Below are 14242 nucleotides of genomic sequence, written 5' to 3' on the forward strand. Positions count from 1 at the left end.
CCTGCTGCGCGCAATGATCACCCGATGCTCGTGCCCGACGTGCTCGCCGCGACGCGCTCCTACGAGGAGTGGGTGAGCGCCTGCACGCCGGTGACGCGCGCCGGCCGGGCCGACCGGCGCCGCCTCATGGCGAAGGACCCCTTCGCGTTCTTCCGCGGCTCCTATTTCCGCTGGCTGCAGCAGTGGGAGAAGGAGGCGGGCCCGCTCGCCGATGCCCTGCCCGTGCTCGGGGTGGGGGACGCGCACGTCGAGAACTTCGGCACCTGGCGCGACGCGGAGGGGCGCCTCGCCTGGGGCGTGAACGACCTCGACGAGGCCGACGTCCTGCCGTGGACGGAGGATCTCGTCCGGCTGCTGGCGAGCGTGCTGCTCGCGGTCCGGACGTCCCGGCTGGCGATCGCCCCCGCCCCCGCGGCCACCGCTGTCCTGGCCGGCTATGCGGGGACGCTCGACGCGGGGGGCGAGCCGGTGCTGCTCAGCGGCGGGTCGCACGACCTGAGGCTGGACCGCGCGGCGCCCGACGGGCACCGGTTCTGGCGGAGCACCGCGGCGCTGCCACCGGCGACCGACGTGCCGCCGGGCGTCGCGGGAGCGCTGCGGGCGGCCCTTCCCGAGGGCACGCGCGACGTCCGGCTGGTGGCCCGCACTGTGGGGATGGGCAGCCGCGACCACCTCCGCGTCGTCGCGCTCGGTGCCTGGAACGGCGGGCCGGTGGCCCGGGAGGCGAAGGCGCTCGCCCCGCCCGCCACCCGCTGGCTGCGCGGCGACCGTCCCGACGTCGACGCCGCAGGCGCGGGCGGCGCGGACCTGGCCGGGCGGATCCGGCACGCGCCCGACCCCACGCTGCGCTTCGCGCGCGGATGGGTGCTGCGCAGGCTCGCGCCCGGCTGCCGCCGCATCGAGCTCGCGGACCTGCCCGCGGCCCGCAAGGAGAAGCGGCTGCTGCGGGCGATGGGCCGGGAGATCGCGAACGTCCACCTCGCCTCCGCTGCCACGGCCGAGCTGCGCGCCGACCTGGAGGCCCGGCCCGAGGGATGGTTGCTCGACGCGGCCCGCGGCATGGTCCACGCGGTGCGGGCGGACTTCGCGGCCTTCGCCGCCGGGAGGCGCTCGTGACGTTCGGGGTGCTCGCGCTCATCACGGTGGCCGGGCTGGCGGGGCCGCTGCTCGCCGCCGTGCCGCGGCTCGGGGTGCCGCTCGTGGTCGGTGAGATCGCCGCGGGGGTGCTGCTGGGCCGTACCGGTCTGAGGCTGGTCGACCCCGACCAGCCGACCGTCGCCTTCCTCTCCGACGTCGGCTTCGCGATGCTGATGTTCGTCGTCGGCACCCACCTGCCGCTGCGCGACGCGAGCATGCGCCGGTCGCTGCGCCCCGCCGCGCTGGCCACCGTGCTGCTGTTCGTGCTGGCCGTTCCCGCCGGGTACCTGCTGACGACACTGGGCCCGGACCGCCCGTTCGTGCTCGCAGTGCTCGTCGCGTCGTCGTCGGCTGCGGTGGCGCTGCCGATCCTGCAGAGTCTCGGCACGGCCGTGACGGCCACGCCGGCCGCCGCGTTCGCCACGGCGTGGATCACGCTGACCGACGTCGTCACGGTGCTGGCCGTGCCGCTGGTCCTGGCCACCGGGGCGCTCGGCCACGTGCTCGCCGGAGCCGGGCTCGTGCTGCTCGGGGGCGGAGTGGTGTTCCTCGGGCTGCGCTACCTGCGGCGCACCGGTGCCATGAAGTCCATCCGGAAGATGTCGAAGCGCCGCGGCTGGGCGCTGGACCTGCGGGTCGGCCTCGCCGTGCTCTTCGCGTTCGCGGCGCTGGCCACGGCATTCGGCACGAGCATCCTGATCGCGGGGTTCACCGCGGGCGTCGTGCTGGCGGCCACCGGTGAGCCGCACCGGCTGGCGCAGCAGCTCGTCGGGGTGGCGGAGGGCTTCCTGGTGCCGCTGTTCTTCGTGATCCTCGGTGCCCAGCTGCAGTTCGCGGCGCTGTTCACCTCCGACCGGGCGCTGCTGCTGTTCGCGGGGATCGCGGTGGCCACGACGGCCGCCCACGTGGTGGTGGCGCTGGTGGTGCGCCGCCCGCTCGCGGTCGGTCTGCTGGCCACGGCGTCGCTGGGGGTGCCGTCGGCGATCGTGTCGATCGGGCTGGCCCAGGGCGTCCTCGACGCGGGGCAGGCCGCCGCGATCGTCAGCGCCGTCCTGGTGACGATCGCCGTGTCCGCAGCGGGAGGCGTGCTGCTCGGACGGCGCGGCACTACCGTCGGGGCGTGACGATCACTTCCTCGGAACAGGTGGTCCTGCTCGACGACGACGGCCGGCCGATCGGGGTGGCCGACAAGGCCACCGTCCACGGCGCCACCACCCCGCGCCACCTGGCGTTCTCCTGCTACGGCTTCGACGAGGGCGGGTTCGCGGGCGGCCAGCTGCTCGTCACGCGGCGGGCGCGCGACAAGCGCACGTTCCCGGGCGTGGTCACCAACACCTGCTGCGGCCACCCCGCGCCCGGCGAGGCGCCGGAGGACGCCGTGCGCCGCCGCCTGGACGACGAGCTGGGCCTGGCCGCCACGGACCTGCGCCTGGTGCTCCCCGACTTCGGCTACCGCGCGTCGGCGGGCGGGATCGAGGAGAACGAGCTGTGCCCGGTGTTCGTCGCCGTGCTGACCGGCGAGCCCCGGCCCCGGCCGGACGAGGTCGAATCCTGCGAGTGGTGGACGTGGGAGCGGTTCCTGGAGGCCGCCGCCGACCCAGGCAGCGAGGTCTCGCCGTGGGCGCGTCTGCAGGCCCCGCTGCTCGACGCCCACCGCCGGACCGCCATGTGACAGGCTGATCCCGGGCCGGTCGATCACCGTCGATGTTCGGGGGCGCGATGCGTGAGATCACCATGTTCAGCGGCTCCGCCCACCCGGAGCTGGCGGCGGCGATCTGCCGCCACCTCGAGGTTCCGCTCGCGCCGTCGCGCGTCACGCGGTTCGCCAACGACTGCCTCGAGGTGCAGCTGCTGGCCAACTGCCGCGAGCGCGACGTGTTCGTCGTCCAGCCGCTCGTGCCGCCCGTGCAGGAGAACCTGGTCGAGCTGCTGCTCATGCTCGACGCCGCGCGCGGCGCGTCGGCCGCGCGGATCACCGTCGTCATGCCGCACTTCGCCTACGCCCGCTCGGACAAGAAGAACGCGCCACGCATCTCGATCGGCGCCCGGCTCGTGGCCGACCTGCTGCGCACCGCCGGCGCCGACCGCGTCCTGACGATGACGCTGCACTCGCCGCAGGTGCACGGCTTCTTCTCGATGCCCGTCGACCACCTGCACGCCCTGCACGAGCTGGCCGTCCACTTCCGGGGCCGTGTCGACGGGGCTCCGCGTTCGGTCCGCCCCTGGACCTGTCCAACGGCGTGGTCGTCTCGCCGGACCTGGGCAACGCCAAGGAGGCGTCCCGCTTCGCGCGGCTGCTCGGCGTGCCGGTCGCGGCCGCGGCCAAGGAGCGGCTCTCCGACGACAAGGTCGTGATCAGCTCGATCATCGGTGACGTCCGCGGCCGCGACGTGATCGTGCTCGACGACGAGATCGCCCGCGGCAGCACCATCGTCGAGCTGCTGGACCGGCTCGCCGAGCACGATGTCGCCTCCGTGCGGGTGGCCTGCACCCACGGCCTGTTCGCCGACGGCGCGCTGGCCCGCATCGCGGAGCGCGACGACGTCCTGGAGATCGTCTGCACGAACACGGTGCCGCTGCCGGAAGCGGCCACCTCGGCGAAGCTCACCGAGATCTCGATCGCGCCCGCGTTGGCGGAGGCGGTGCGCCGGATCCACAACGGCGAGTCGGTCAGGTTGCTGTTCGACGCGCGCTGAGGGTTACGACGAGCACCGAGGGTTTCGACGAGCACCGAGGGCGGCGGCTACCGGCTGTCCGCGAGATGGGTCGCCGCGGCCGTGCGCAGCATCGTCGCCTCCGACATCAGCGCCGTGAACGTGCAGCCCATGTCGCGGAACCGGCGTGCGTGGGCGGGGGAGGCGCAGTAGATGCCCACCGGCCTCCCGGCCTCCCGGCACGGCCCGATGATCGAGCCGAGCAGGTCCTCGTAGGCGGGGCCGCCGTCCTGGGCGCGCAGCGGCATCCCGGCGCCCAGCGCGAGGTCCGACGGCCCGATGAAGACGGCGTCGAGGTCGTCGACCTCCAGGATGCGCGGCAGGGCCGCCACCGCCGCGGTGGTCTCCACCATCACCACGCAGAGCGGGTCGGGCCGCTCGCCCAGCCAGCCGGTGCGGGTGGGGCCGTAGCTGCGCGAGCCCCGCGGCGGGTGGTAGCAGGCGGCGACGGCGGCGTCGGCCTCCTCGGGGGAGTCCACCAACGGCACGATCACCCCGGCCGCGCCGCGGTCCAGCGCCCGTCCGATCGCGGCGGGCTCATTGGCCGTCACGCGCACCAGCGACGGCGTGCCGGTGGCGTCGATCGCCTGCAGCATCGGGAGCAGCGCGTCGTCGCCGATGAGGCCGTGCTGCTGGTCGACGCAGACGAAGTCGAACCCCACCGAACCCATGAGCTCGGCCGTGGCCGAGCCGGGCAGTTGCAGCCAGGCGCCGACGGCGTCGTCGGCGAGACGGAGTGTGTCCACGGGGGCACTGTGCCAGAGCGCTGTCCCAGGCGGGGGCCGGTGATCGCCCGCAGGGCCCGACAGCGCCGAGCCGGACGCGCCCTGGCCGCCGGGCGAGCTCGGGGTGGCACCGTGGCTGCCGTCGCGGTCACCATGGGGCATGCCCTTCTACCAGTTCACCGTTCCCGCAGGTGGGCCGAGCGCGCAGCGCAAGGCGGAGCTCGCGGCGGCGTTCACGAAGGTCCACGTGGACGTCACGGGCGCCCCGTCGCGCTATGTCAACTGCTCCTTCGTCGAGGTCCCGCCCGGCAGCCTGTTCGTGGCCGACCGGCCCGTCGAGCACGGCCGCATGGTCGGCATCATCCGGGCGGGCCGCACCGAGGCGGTGAAGCGTGAGCTGATCACGGGGCTCGCCGCCGCGTGGTCGGAGGTGACCGGCGAGCCCGTCGAGGGGTTCGCGCTGTTCCTGCAGGAGGTCCCGGGCCACGCGGTGATGGAGGAGGGTGTGATCCTCCCCGAGGCCGCCGACGACTGACGGCTCAGGGCGCGGCCGGCGTGGTCGCGCCGGCCGCGCAGACGGCGCCGCGCGGCATGAACTCAACAGGCGATGAACAAGCCGAGCTAGACCTGGGGCGTGATCGCGCCCAGCGCCTTCGAGCCGCGGACCGCCGACGTCAGGTCCGCCAGGGCTGCCCCGTGCGCCGCCGTGAGGGCGGCGCTGTCCTCGGTCAGCGTGTTCCGGTCCACGTAGCCGCCGTGGTCGAAGTAGAGGCCGGGGGAGAGCACCTGCACCGCGAAGAAGCTCGCCAACACGTTGCGCAGGTCGTTCGAGGCGAGGAAGTGATGGCCGCTCGCGCCGGTGATGACCGTGGCCGCGACCTTGCCCTGCAGCGGCGCGGTCTTCTCTCCCCACTTGCCGCGCTCGGTGCGCTCCAGCAGGTCCTTGAGCAGCGCGCTGTAGGTGGCCCGGTAGACCGGGCTGCCGAACACCACGGCGTCGGCGGCCTCGATCGCCGCGATCACGTCGGCGACGGGCGTCTCCGACAGCTCGACCATCGACGTCGTCGCGCCGGCCTCGGCCGCCCCGGCGAGCACGCCCGCGATGGCGGTGCTGGTGCGGCCGCCCGCGTCGGGGCCGCCGGCCACTCCGATGATCGTCAGGCTCACAGCTGTACCTCCGGATCGGCGGTGACGCCGTAGCGCCCGCGGTAGAACAGCAGGGGCAGGCGGGACGCGTCGGCGCCCAGGTCGGCCACGCGGCCGACGGCGATCGTGTGGTCGCCGCCGTCGTACTCGGCCCACAGTGTGCAGTCCACCCAGGCGCTGACGCCGTTCAGGACCGGCGCCCCGGACGACGGTGCGGGCCGCCAGTCCACTCCCTCGAACTTGTCGACGCCCGAGCGCGCGAACCCGGCGCTGACCTCCTGGTGGTCGGCCGCGAGCACGTTGACGCAGAACGCGCCGATCTCGCGGATCCGCGGCCAGGTGGTTGAGGTTCGGGCGGGGGCGAAGCTGACCAGAGGGGGGTCCAGCGACAGCGACGCGAAGGACTGACAGGTGAACCCGAGCGGCCCTTCGGGGCCGTTGGCGGTGATCACGACGATGCCCGAGACGAAGTGGCCGAGCACGTCGCGCATCACAGCGGGGGAGACCGGCCCTGGGGGCGCACTGCCTGTCATCCCACGACCCTAGGCACGGACATCACCGCGCGCCCACCCCGTGTGCGGATTCCGGACGAGTGGTACCCGCCACACCACGATGAGGTGAACTCCGCCCCGGGACGGCGGTGCAGCTGTCTGCCGGGGCGGGGACCGGGTAGACAACGCAACGACCGGCGTCGTCCGTGCTCACGGGGAGCCCATCTTCGGACGGCGCCGGTCAGGTGTGCGTCAGTGGGTGACCGGAGCGGGTGATCAGCTCGCGTACGCGCGGAGCCGGTCGGCCCGATCCCCGATCCGCAGCTTGGCCATGACCTCGCGCTCGATCTGGCGGACCCGCTCGCGCGAGAGGCCGAACCGGCGCCCGATCTGGTCGAGCGTGCGGGGCTGGCCGTCATCGAGGCCGTAGCGCATCCGGATGACGTTCTGCTCGCGGTCCTCCAGCGTGGCCAGGACGCGCCGCAGGTCGTCGTGCAGCAGGTGCGAGATGACCGTGGTCTCGGCGTCGGTGGCCTCGCCGTCCTCGATGAAGTCGCCCAGGGGCGCCTCCTCCTCGGCCCCGACCGGCATGTCCAGGCTCACCGGGTCGCGGGCGTGGTCGAGCAGGTCCGCGATCTTCTCCTCGGGGATGCCGGACTCGGCGGCCATCTCCTCGTGGGTGGCGTCGCGGCCCAGCTTCTGGTGCAGGTCGCGCTTGATGCGGGCCAGCTTGTTGACCTGCTCGACGAGGTGCACGGGCAGCCGGATCGTACGGGCCTGGTCGGCCATGCCGCGGGTGATGGCCTGCCGGATCCACCAGGTGGCATAGGTGGAGAACTTGAAGCCCTTGGCGTAGTCGAACTTCTCGACCGCGCGGATCAGGCCCAGGTTGCCCTCCTGGATGAGGTCCAGCAGCGGCATCCCGCGGCCGGTGTAGCGCTTGGCCAGCGACACCACGAGCCGGAGGTTGGCCTCCAGCAGGTGGTTGCGGGCGCGGCGGCCGTCGCGGACGATCGCCCGCAGGTCGGCGGCGTACTGGCGCTCCAGCTCGGTGCTCTCCTCGGCGGCCGAGTCGAGCACGTGCTGCGCGAAGACACCGGCCTCGATGCGCCGGGCCAGGTCCACCTCCTGCGCCGCCGTCAACAGCGCGGTCTTGCCGATGCCGTTGAGGTACACGCGCACCAGATCGGCGGCGGGACTCTGGGCATCCAGGTCCTCGGCGGACAGCTCGGGGCGTCCGGAGGCCGGAAGGGTGGCAGCGGTGCTCTCGGAGTCGGTACGCTGTCCCGGGATGGCTGTGGTGCCCGCGTCGATGCTCGTGGCAGCGATCGGGTTCTCCATCTGAATGGTCATGTGTGGCGTTCCTCCCCTGCGCGACCCGGGCGATGGTCTCTCACACCTCGCCGGGGTTCTCACAGAATTGAACGCCTGCCTTCTCCAGAACGTTCCCGCACGACCCTCACGGCGGTGTGACTCTCAGCGAGCCCTCAGAACGGTGCCCCCGGCGGATCGCCGGGGGCACTGTTCTCGCTGGTCAGGGGGCCGGTACGCGCGGAGTTCCCGTCGGGTCGCCCACCGCGGCGGCCGCGCCCCGGCCTCGTGGGCGCTGGGCCGCCGTCGCGGGCACCGACAGCTCGTACACCGCCTCCAGCAGCGGCGGCCAGTCCTCGCGCAGCGCGTCGCGTCCCATGAACAGGCCCAGGTGGCCGCCGTTCGCCGTCCGCATCGTGATCTGCTCGCGTGGTGTGCCCACGGCGTCGGCCGCGGCGAACAGCTGCGGCGGCGGCGTGATGTGGTCGGTGGAGCCGGCCAGCAGGAACAGCGGGCACCTGATGGCGCCCATGTCCGCGCGCCTGCCGTCGATCACGAGGTCGCCGTGGATCAGCTCGTTGCGGTGGAACAGGTGCTCCACGAGCCACAGGTAGAACGCCCCGGGGATGTCCTGCGTGTGCTTGAACCAGTCCTCGAACACCCGGTAGCGCTCGACGTGCCCGGCGTCGTCGATGTTCTCCAGCAACTGCAGCTGACGGGAGACCTCCGACTGCGGCTGGATCGCGATGAAGTTGGTGAGCACCGCGCGGCCGGGCATGTTGCCGCCGCCCGCCTTGACGAGCGCCTTGTACGGCGCCATCCCCAGCGCGCTGGTCAGCACCCGCGTCGACGCGGCGATCACCGACTCGCCCGCGTGGAAGTCGATCGGTGCGCCCGCCAGCGTCAGCGTGTGCACGCGGTCGGGGTGCAGCGCGGCGTAGATCGCGGCGAGCCAGCCGCCCTGGCAGTCGCCGACGAGGTTGGCGCGGCCGCCCATGCGGCGGATCGAGCGGTCGATCATGTCGAGGTAGTCGGTGATCGTGACGCCGCGGGTGGCCGTGGTGGCGGGCCGCCACTCCAGCGCGTAGACGCGCGTCAGACCGGCGGCCGCGACGACGTCGAGCTGGCTCTGGACGGGGGAGAAGTCCACGACGTTGCTCGAGTGGCCGGCCTGCGGCGGGAGCACGAGCGTGGGCACGACGTCGTCCTCGGCGTCCTCCGGGGCGGTGAAGTCCCGCAGGTGCGCGAACGGCGTGCTGAACACGATCTCGTTGGCGCGGTGCCAGCGCGGCGCGCTGCGGTCGTGCATCGCGTTCCACCACATGAGCCCGCGGGTCGCCATGTTCAGCGCCGTGCTGGGGCGGGCGACTGCCTCGACCCACGCGGTGCCGGCGGCCCGGGTGACTGCGGTGACGGTGCGTGCAGTGGCATCGGCGTTGTAGCCGGTGAGGTACCCCAGGGCCTCGACGACGGACGGTGCGTTCTTCGTAGCTGCGGTCACGGCGGTCCCCTCGCTTGCTGCGCCGCGTCGTCGCGGCTACTGAACGGTAACCATTGCTTGGCGTACCGAGCAAGCACGGATCTACTGCTCGGTATCGCAAGCACGGCTGCGCCATCCGGCCGCATTCTCGCCCCGCGACCCGGGCAATCCGTGTACGAGGCGGCGTGATCGGGCACTCAGGTGACCTGTGACCTGCTCGAACGTCTACCACTGAGTAGGTCGTCACCATGAGTCCGATCCCGATCACGACCGCATGAGCCGCAACGAGGAGGCGTCGAGTGACCCGTTCGAATGGCCAGTTGGACCGGAGGACGGTGGTGGAGGCCGCGGCGGAGGCGACGGCCACGCTGCGTGACCTGCTAGACCCGAAGGGCCTCGCCGCGGCGGTCGATCCCGTCGGCTTCGGCGGGGCGCTCGCCGAGGCCGGTAAGGCGCTCGTGCGGCGCCCGCTGCCCGTCGCCCGCGGGGTGCTGGGGCTGGCCACCGGGTCGGGGCGCGCCGCCGTCACGGCGCTGAGGCGGGGCCTCGGCTCCCACGACGCCGGGCCCGCCGCGCTGCCGGACAAGGACCGCCGCTACGCCGACCCGTCCTGGGAGGGCAACGCCTACTACTTCCTGCTCCGCCAGCAGCACGCGCTGTTCGCGGAGCAGTTGCGGCGGGTGGCCGGTGAGCTCGACCTGAGCCCCACGGCCCGTCGCAAGGTCGACTTCCTGGTCGCTCAGGCGATCGAGGCCGCCTCGCCCGTCAACTGGCCGTGGTCGAACCCCACGATGATCAAGAAGGCCCTGGAGACCGGCGGGCAGAGCCTCGTGCGGGGCGCCCGCAACGCCCTGCGGGACGTGGCCACCAACCGCGGCATGCCGCGCCAGACCACGCCCGGGCAGTTCGCTCCCGGCCGCGGCGTCGCGGCAACGCCCGGCACCGTGGTGCTCCGCAACCGGCTGATCGAGCTGATCCAGTACGCGCCGCAGACCGAGCAGGTGCACGAGATCCCGCTGCTGCTCTCGCCGCCGTGGATCAACAAGTACTACATCATGGATCTCGCGCCGGGGAAGAGCCTCGTGGAGTGGGCGGTGCAGCACGGCCACACCGTCTTCATGATCAGCTATCGCAACCCCGACGAGTCGCTGCGCGACGTCACCATGAGCGACTACCTGCGTGAGGGCCTGATCGCCGCGCTCGACACGGTGCAGCAGATCACCGGCGCCGCGAAGGTCAACGTCGCCGCGCTCTGCCTGGGCGGCACGCTGGCCACGGCCACGGCGGCCTGGCTCGGGGCCCGCGGCGACGACCGCGTCAACTCGCTGACGCTGATGAACACACTGCTGGACTTCGCCGAGCCCGGGCAGCTGGGCGTCTTCACCGACGACACCACCGTGAACCGCCTCGAGCGCTCCATGCGCCGCTCGGGCTACCTGCCCGCGGCGAGCATGAAGATCACGTTCGACATGCTGCGGGTCAACGACCTCCTGTGGAACTACGTGATCAACGACTGGCTGCTGGGCGAGGACCCCGCCGCCTTCGACATTCTCAGCTGGAACGCCGACTCCACGCGCATGCCGGCCGCCATGCAGACCGAGTACCTGCGCACCTGCTACCTGGAGAACCAGTTCGCCGAGGGCAAGCTGGAGCTCGCGGGGGAGCGGCTCGACCTCGCCTCCGTGAAGCAGGACGCCTACGTCGTCAGCGCCGAGGCCGACCACATCGCGCCGTGGGCGTCGGTGTATGCGGGAGCGGCCAAGCTCGGCGGCACGGTCCGGTTCGTCCTCTCCAACGCGGGCCACATCGCGGGCGTCGTCAACCCTCCGTCGGCCAAGTCGCGGCACTGGTTCGGGGAGTCCGACCACCTGCCCGCAGACCCGCAGGGCTGGCGCGACGACGCCGGCGAGCACAAGGCCAGCTGGTGGGAGGACTGGACGCCGTGGATCGCCGAGCGGGCGGGCGAGCTGCGCACCCCGCCGACGATCGGCAGCGAGGTGTACCCGCCCCTGCAGGCCGCGCCCGGCAGCTACGTCCTCGGTTCCTGAGGCGGCTCGCGTGCGCGTTTTCTCCCCGGTCTTCTCCCCGGTCGGAGCGCTGACGCGCGATGATGGGCGCATGAGCGCCGCACGATCCTCCGCCGACGAACCCGCCGATGCGCCGTCGGCCGCAACCGGGTGGACGGCCCAGATCAACGCCCTGGGCGGCTTCATCCGGGCGCAGCGGCAGCTCGCCAAGCTGTCGCTGCGGGAGATGGCGTCGATGACGAGCGTCTCCAACGCCTACCTGAGCCAGGTGGAGCGCGGTCTGCACCAGCCGTCGCTCAAGGTCCTGCACTCCATCGCGGACGCCCTCCAGCTTTCCACCGAGCAGCTGCTCAACCAGGCGGGCTGGGCGTCGGGGGAGCAGCCGGCGGCGCCCGAGCCCGTGGGCGGCACGGAGGAGGCCATCCGCAACGACCCGCGGCTCTCGCCCGAGCAGCGCACGGCCCTGCTCGGCGTCTACCGGAGCTTCGTCGACGGGGACTGACGAGGCGGGCGTCACAGGGCATTTGCTTGACATACTTAACGCTCTTGCGCAGTATAGGTAGCGGCTCCCCGATCGAGGAGCGACAACCTACCCCCAGGAGGGACGAGTCGATGACCACCGCCACCGACCAGTTCACCGAATTCGCCAGCCGCACGCAGGACGCGGTCACCGCCGCCGTCCGCACGTGGGCCGACACCGTCCAGTCCGTCACCACGGGTCTCACCGGTGGGCAGCCGAAGCTCCCCGACGCGCACGTCGTCGTCGACCGGTACTTCGACTTCGCCCAGCAGGTGCTCGACAACCAGCGCGCCTTCGCCCAGACCGTGCTCGACGCCGGCAGCAAGGCCGCCGAGTCGGTCAGCGAGCAGGCGGCCCGCGCTGCCGAGTCCGTCACCGATCAGGCCACCCGCGCCGCCGAGTCCGTCACCGCCCACGGGGTGAACGCCACCGAGACCGTCGCGAGCAAGGCCTCCGCCGCCACCAAGGCAGCGGGCGACCAGGCCACCGGCGCGCCGCGCGCCGCGCGCAACGCCACGAAGAACTGACTCCCGCGGTACCTGAGCCCCGTCCGGCACCAGCCGGGCGGGGCTTCCGCGTGGGCCCACCCTCCGCAGCGGAGCAGGGATCCGGGCGTCCGGTGCCCACTGACCTGTCGGGCTGAGGGTGCCCGCCGGGCCGGCGTCGGACGGGGTGGCCGGGCACTGTGTCACCCCCGACAGGCCGCAGCCACCGACCGCCGGGCGTTGGTGTCGCCCTCCGCGGCCGAGCAGGTGCCGGGGCGTTCCGGTCCCGGATTCCTGTCGGGACGCGGAGGGCGTCGGCCCACGGGTGGTGCGGTGCCTCGGCCGCGGGGACCGCGGCCGGGTCGGCGCCGCACCTCAGGAAGGCATGATCACCGTCGGCGCACATCCGGCCGGATATGGTCGGGAACGCGCCCAAATCGGTGATCATGACGTGGGTGGGACCTCCACGAGCAGTGTGAACGGGCCGTCGTTCACCGACTCGACCGCCATGGCGGCGCCGAACACCCCCGTGGCCACCGTGGCGCCGCGCTCGCGCAGGGCCGCCACCACCGCGTCCACCAGCGGCTCCGCGTGCTCCGACCCGGCCGCCGCCGACCACGACGGCCTGCGGCCCTTGCGGGTGTCGCCGTAGAGCGTGAACTGGCTGATCACCAGCAGCGGCGCACCGGCCTCGGCGCACGAGCGCTCGCCGCGCAGGATCCGCAGCTCGTGCAGCTTGCGCGCCATCACGGGCACGGCGTCGGCGGTGTCGTCGCGGTGCACGCCGAGCAGCACCAGCAGGCCCGGTCCGGTGATCTCGCCGACGACCGCGCCGTCCACCGTCACCGACGCCCGGGTCACGCGCGTGGCGACCGCCCTCATGCCGCCGTACCCGGCCGGTGCGCGCCGCGGACGCCTGCGCGCAGCCGCGGGGCCGCGCGGAACGACGCCGAGTCGACCGGTGTCACGCCGGCACCAGCAGGCCGTGGCGGACGAACTCGCGCACCGCCGGCAGGGTCGCGGCCACCAGCTCGTCGGCCGGACGGTCGTGGGCGAACGCCAGCAGCTCCACCAGCTCCCGCAACGGCAGCACGCCCGCGCAACCCGCGAGCAGCGCGGCCGCGGGCTCGTCCACCTCGTGGCGCCAGCGCGGGCCGTCCATCCGGGCCACGGCCGCGCCCGCCTCGGACCAGCCCTCCTCCCCCGGCTCGGCGTAACGCTCCAGCACCACCGACGGGGCGAGGGCCAGCCGAGCGTCGAGCAGAGCGTCATCGGCGGCGTGGGCGCGCAGCCAGTCGACGCGGTCGAGCCAGCCCTCCACCTCGGGGCCCAGCGGGTCGTCGACCGCGCCGCGGAGGTCCTCGAACACCACGGTGGCGGGCCCGTCCGTGCGCCGGAGAGCCAGTATCCCGAACCCGATCGCCTCGACGCGCTCGCGCTCCAGCCAGTCCAGCCACACGCCTGCCTGCGCACGGGCGGCGGGGGAGGCGAGCTCCAGGCCGGCGTCACGCTGCCAGGTGCCGACGTGCAGGGCGGGATCGGCCACCTCACGCTGGATGATCCAGGCGTCCACGCCGTCGGGCAGCCAGGAGCGGACGCGGTCGGGCCAGTCCTCGCCGCGCACGTGCAGCCACGAGCCGAGCAGCTGCGCCACCCCGCCCGGTTCCAGGTGCTCGGGCAGGGCCCGCACCAGTGCGGCGAGCGCGGCGTCGCCGTCCTGCCCGGAGTCGCGGTAGACCTGGTCGACGCGCGCGGGGCCGGGCACGAACGGCGGGTTGGACACGATCTGGTCGAAGCGGCGCCCGGCCACCGGCTCGAACCAGCGCCCCTCCAGCAGCTCGATGTCCAGGTCGTTGAGGGCGAACGTGGCCCGGGCCAGCGCGAGCGCCCGCGGGGCGACGTCGGTGCCGGTGACCGACCGCGCGTGCCGGGTGGCGTGCAGCGCCTGTACCCCGCAGCCGGTGCCCAGGTCCATCAGCGACCCCACCGGACGCCGGCTGGTGGCCGCGGCCAGCGTCAACGACGCCGCGCCGACGCCGGTGACGTGGTCGCGGTCCTGGCGGCGCTGGTCGAGGTCGGAGAGCACCCACCACTCCGAGCCGGGCTCGTCCCCGCCGTCGACGCCGTACGGGCGCAGGTCGAGCGCGGCGCGCCAGCCCTCGCCGTCACGGCGCAGCAGCCCGGCGGCCACCGCGTCGGCGGGCGC

At 73.4% G+C, this 14242-nt stretch carries 14 protein-coding genes and 1 pseudogene; 8 read left to right on the forward strand and 7 right to left on the reverse strand.

From position 1 onward, the window contains the following. Positions 1 to 24: 24 nt before the first annotated feature. From JWR81_RS07250 to JWR81_RS07265, 4 genes and pseudogenes are all read left to right on the forward strand, one after another. Positions 25 to 1116 (forward strand): DUF2252 family protein, encoded by a 1092-nt coding sequence (locus JWR81_RS07250; RefSeq protein WP_297648434.1) that lies wholly within the window; start codon positions 25 to 27, stop codon positions 1114 to 1116. Beyond that, positions 1113 to 2261 carry a cation:proton antiporter gene (locus JWR81_RS07255; protein WP_297648436.1) on the forward strand — a complete coding sequence of 383 codons (1149 nt, stop codon included), beginning with the start codon at positions 1113 to 1115 and terminating at the stop codon, positions 2259 to 2261. Before JWR81_RS07250 ends, JWR81_RS07255 begins: the two co-directional genes overlap by 4 nt. After that, positions 2258 to 2809 (forward strand): isopentenyl-diphosphate Delta-isomerase, encoded by a 552-nt coding sequence (gene idi, locus JWR81_RS07260; RefSeq protein WP_367278752.1) that lies wholly within the window; start codon positions 2258 to 2260, stop codon positions 2807 to 2809. Before JWR81_RS07255 ends, idi begins: the two co-directional genes overlap by 4 nt. A 47-nt stretch (positions 2810 to 2856) precedes the next feature. Then, positions 2857 to 3833 (forward strand): annotated as a pseudogene (locus JWR81_RS07265) (ribose-phosphate diphosphokinase). A 47-nt stretch (positions 3834 to 3880) separates the two neighbouring features. On the opposite strand, the gene JWR81_RS07270 reads toward JWR81_RS07265, so the two are convergent. Continuing rightward, the gene (locus tag JWR81_RS07270) at positions 3881 to 4597 is read right to left on the reverse strand and encodes an aldolase/citrate lyase family protein (protein WP_297648438.1); all 717 of its coding nucleotides are present in this window, start codon (positions 4595 to 4597) and stop codon (positions 3881 to 3883) included. Positions 4598 to 4736: 139 nt separating this feature from the next. On the opposite strand from JWR81_RS07270, the gene JWR81_RS07275 reads away from it, so the two are divergent. Continuing rightward, entirely contained in the window at positions 4737 to 5111 is a 375-nt protein-coding gene (locus tag JWR81_RS07275) for a tautomerase family protein (RefSeq protein ID WP_297648444.1), read from the forward strand. 86 nt (positions 5112 to 5197) lie between these two features. Here JWR81_RS07275 and JWR81_RS07280 read toward each other — a convergent pair whose 3' ends face one another. The 4 genes from JWR81_RS07280 to JWR81_RS07295 form a co-directional block, all read right to left on the reverse strand. Continuing rightward, entirely contained in the window at positions 5198 to 5743 is a 546-nt protein-coding gene (locus JWR81_RS07280) for an NAD(P)H-dependent oxidoreductase (RefSeq protein ID WP_297648446.1), read from the reverse strand. Further along, the gene (locus JWR81_RS07285) at positions 5740 to 6255 is read right to left on the reverse strand and encodes a flavin reductase family protein (RefSeq protein WP_297648448.1); all 516 of its coding nucleotides are present in this window, start codon (positions 6253 to 6255) and stop codon (positions 5740 to 5742) included. Before JWR81_RS07285 ends, JWR81_RS07280 begins: the two co-directional genes overlap by 4 nt. Positions 6256 to 6489: 234 nt before the next feature. Beyond that, the gene (locus tag JWR81_RS07290) at positions 6490 to 7566 is read right to left on the reverse strand and encodes a sigma-70 family RNA polymerase sigma factor (RefSeq protein ID WP_297648450.1); all 1077 of its coding nucleotides are present in this window, start codon (positions 7564 to 7566) and stop codon (positions 6490 to 6492) included. A 181-nt stretch (positions 7567 to 7747) separates the two neighbouring features. Beyond that, positions 7748 to 9025: an alpha/beta fold hydrolase gene (locus JWR81_RS07295; protein WP_297648452.1), complete on the reverse strand. Its 1278-nt coding sequence runs from the start codon at positions 9023 to 9025 to the stop codon at positions 7748 to 7750. Between the two features lie 278 nt (positions 9026 to 9303). On the opposite strand from JWR81_RS07295, the gene JWR81_RS07300 reads away from it, so the two are divergent. The 3 genes from JWR81_RS07300 to JWR81_RS07310 all read left to right on the forward strand — a co-directional run bounded on the left by JWR81_RS07300 (position 9304) and on the right by JWR81_RS07310 (position 12078). Next, positions 9304 to 11052: an alpha/beta fold hydrolase gene (locus JWR81_RS07300; protein ID WP_297648454.1), complete on the forward strand. Its 1749-nt coding sequence runs from the start codon at positions 9304 to 9306 to the stop codon at positions 11050 to 11052. A gap of 70 nt (positions 11053 to 11122) precedes the next feature. Next, a complete protein-coding gene (locus JWR81_RS07305; protein ID WP_297648456.1) occupies positions 11123 to 11533 on the forward strand; it encodes a helix-turn-helix transcriptional regulator in 411 nt (136 codons plus the stop codon). A 110-nt stretch (positions 11534 to 11643) separates the two neighbouring features. Next, a complete protein-coding gene (locus tag JWR81_RS07310; protein WP_297648457.1) occupies positions 11644 to 12078 on the forward strand; it encodes a hypothetical protein in 435 nt (144 codons plus the stop codon). A gap of 402 nt (positions 12079 to 12480) precedes the next feature. On the opposite strand, the gene dtd is transcribed toward JWR81_RS07310, so the two are convergent. Then, positions 12481 to 12918: a D-aminoacyl-tRNA deacylase gene (gene dtd / locus JWR81_RS07315; RefSeq protein ID WP_297648459.1), complete on the reverse strand. Its 438-nt coding sequence runs from the start codon at positions 12916 to 12918 to the stop codon at positions 12481 to 12483. A gap of 82 nt (positions 12919 to 13000) precedes the next feature. Beyond that, on the reverse strand, positions 13001 to 14242 hold a 1242-nt coding region (locus JWR81_RS07320; RefSeq protein WP_297648461.1), incomplete at its 5' end, for a methyltransferase.

Origin of the sequence: Pseudonocardia sp. (assembly GCF_025965585.1) — a bacterium.
Lineage (GTDB): Bacteria > Actinomycetota > Actinomycetes > Mycobacteriales > Pseudonocardiaceae > Pseudonocardia.

What these genes read in the sequence shown, in the direction of transcription:
- JWR81_RS07250 (WP_297648434.1), top strand. Translation starts at nt 25, where the DNA reads ATGCTCGTGCCCGACGTGCTCGCCGCGACGCGCTCCTACGAGGAGTGG.
- JWR81_RS07275 (WP_297648444.1), top strand. Translation starts at nt 4,737, where the DNA reads ATGCCCTTCTACCAGTTCACCGTTCCCGCAGGTGGGCCGAGCGCGCAG.
- JWR81_RS07285 (WP_297648448.1), bottom strand. Translation starts at nt 6,255, where the DNA reads ATGACAGGCAGTGCGCCCCCAGGGCCGGTCTCCCCCGCTGTGATGCGC.
- JWR81_RS07290 (WP_297648450.1), bottom strand. Translation starts at nt 7,566, where the DNA reads ATGACCATTCAGATGGAGAACCCGATCGCTGCCACGAGCATCGACGCG.
- JWR81_RS07305 (WP_297648456.1), top strand. Translation starts at nt 11,123, where the DNA reads ATGAGCGCCGCACGATCCTCCGCCGACGAACCCGCCGATGCGCCGTCG.
- JWR81_RS07310 (WP_297648457.1), top strand. Translation starts at nt 11,644, where the DNA reads ATGACCACCGCCACCGACCAGTTCACCGAATTCGCCAGCCGCACGCAG.
- dtd (WP_297648459.1), bottom strand. Translation starts at nt 12,918, where the DNA reads ATGAGGGCGGTCGCCACGCGCGTGACCCGGGCGTCGGTGACGGTGGAC.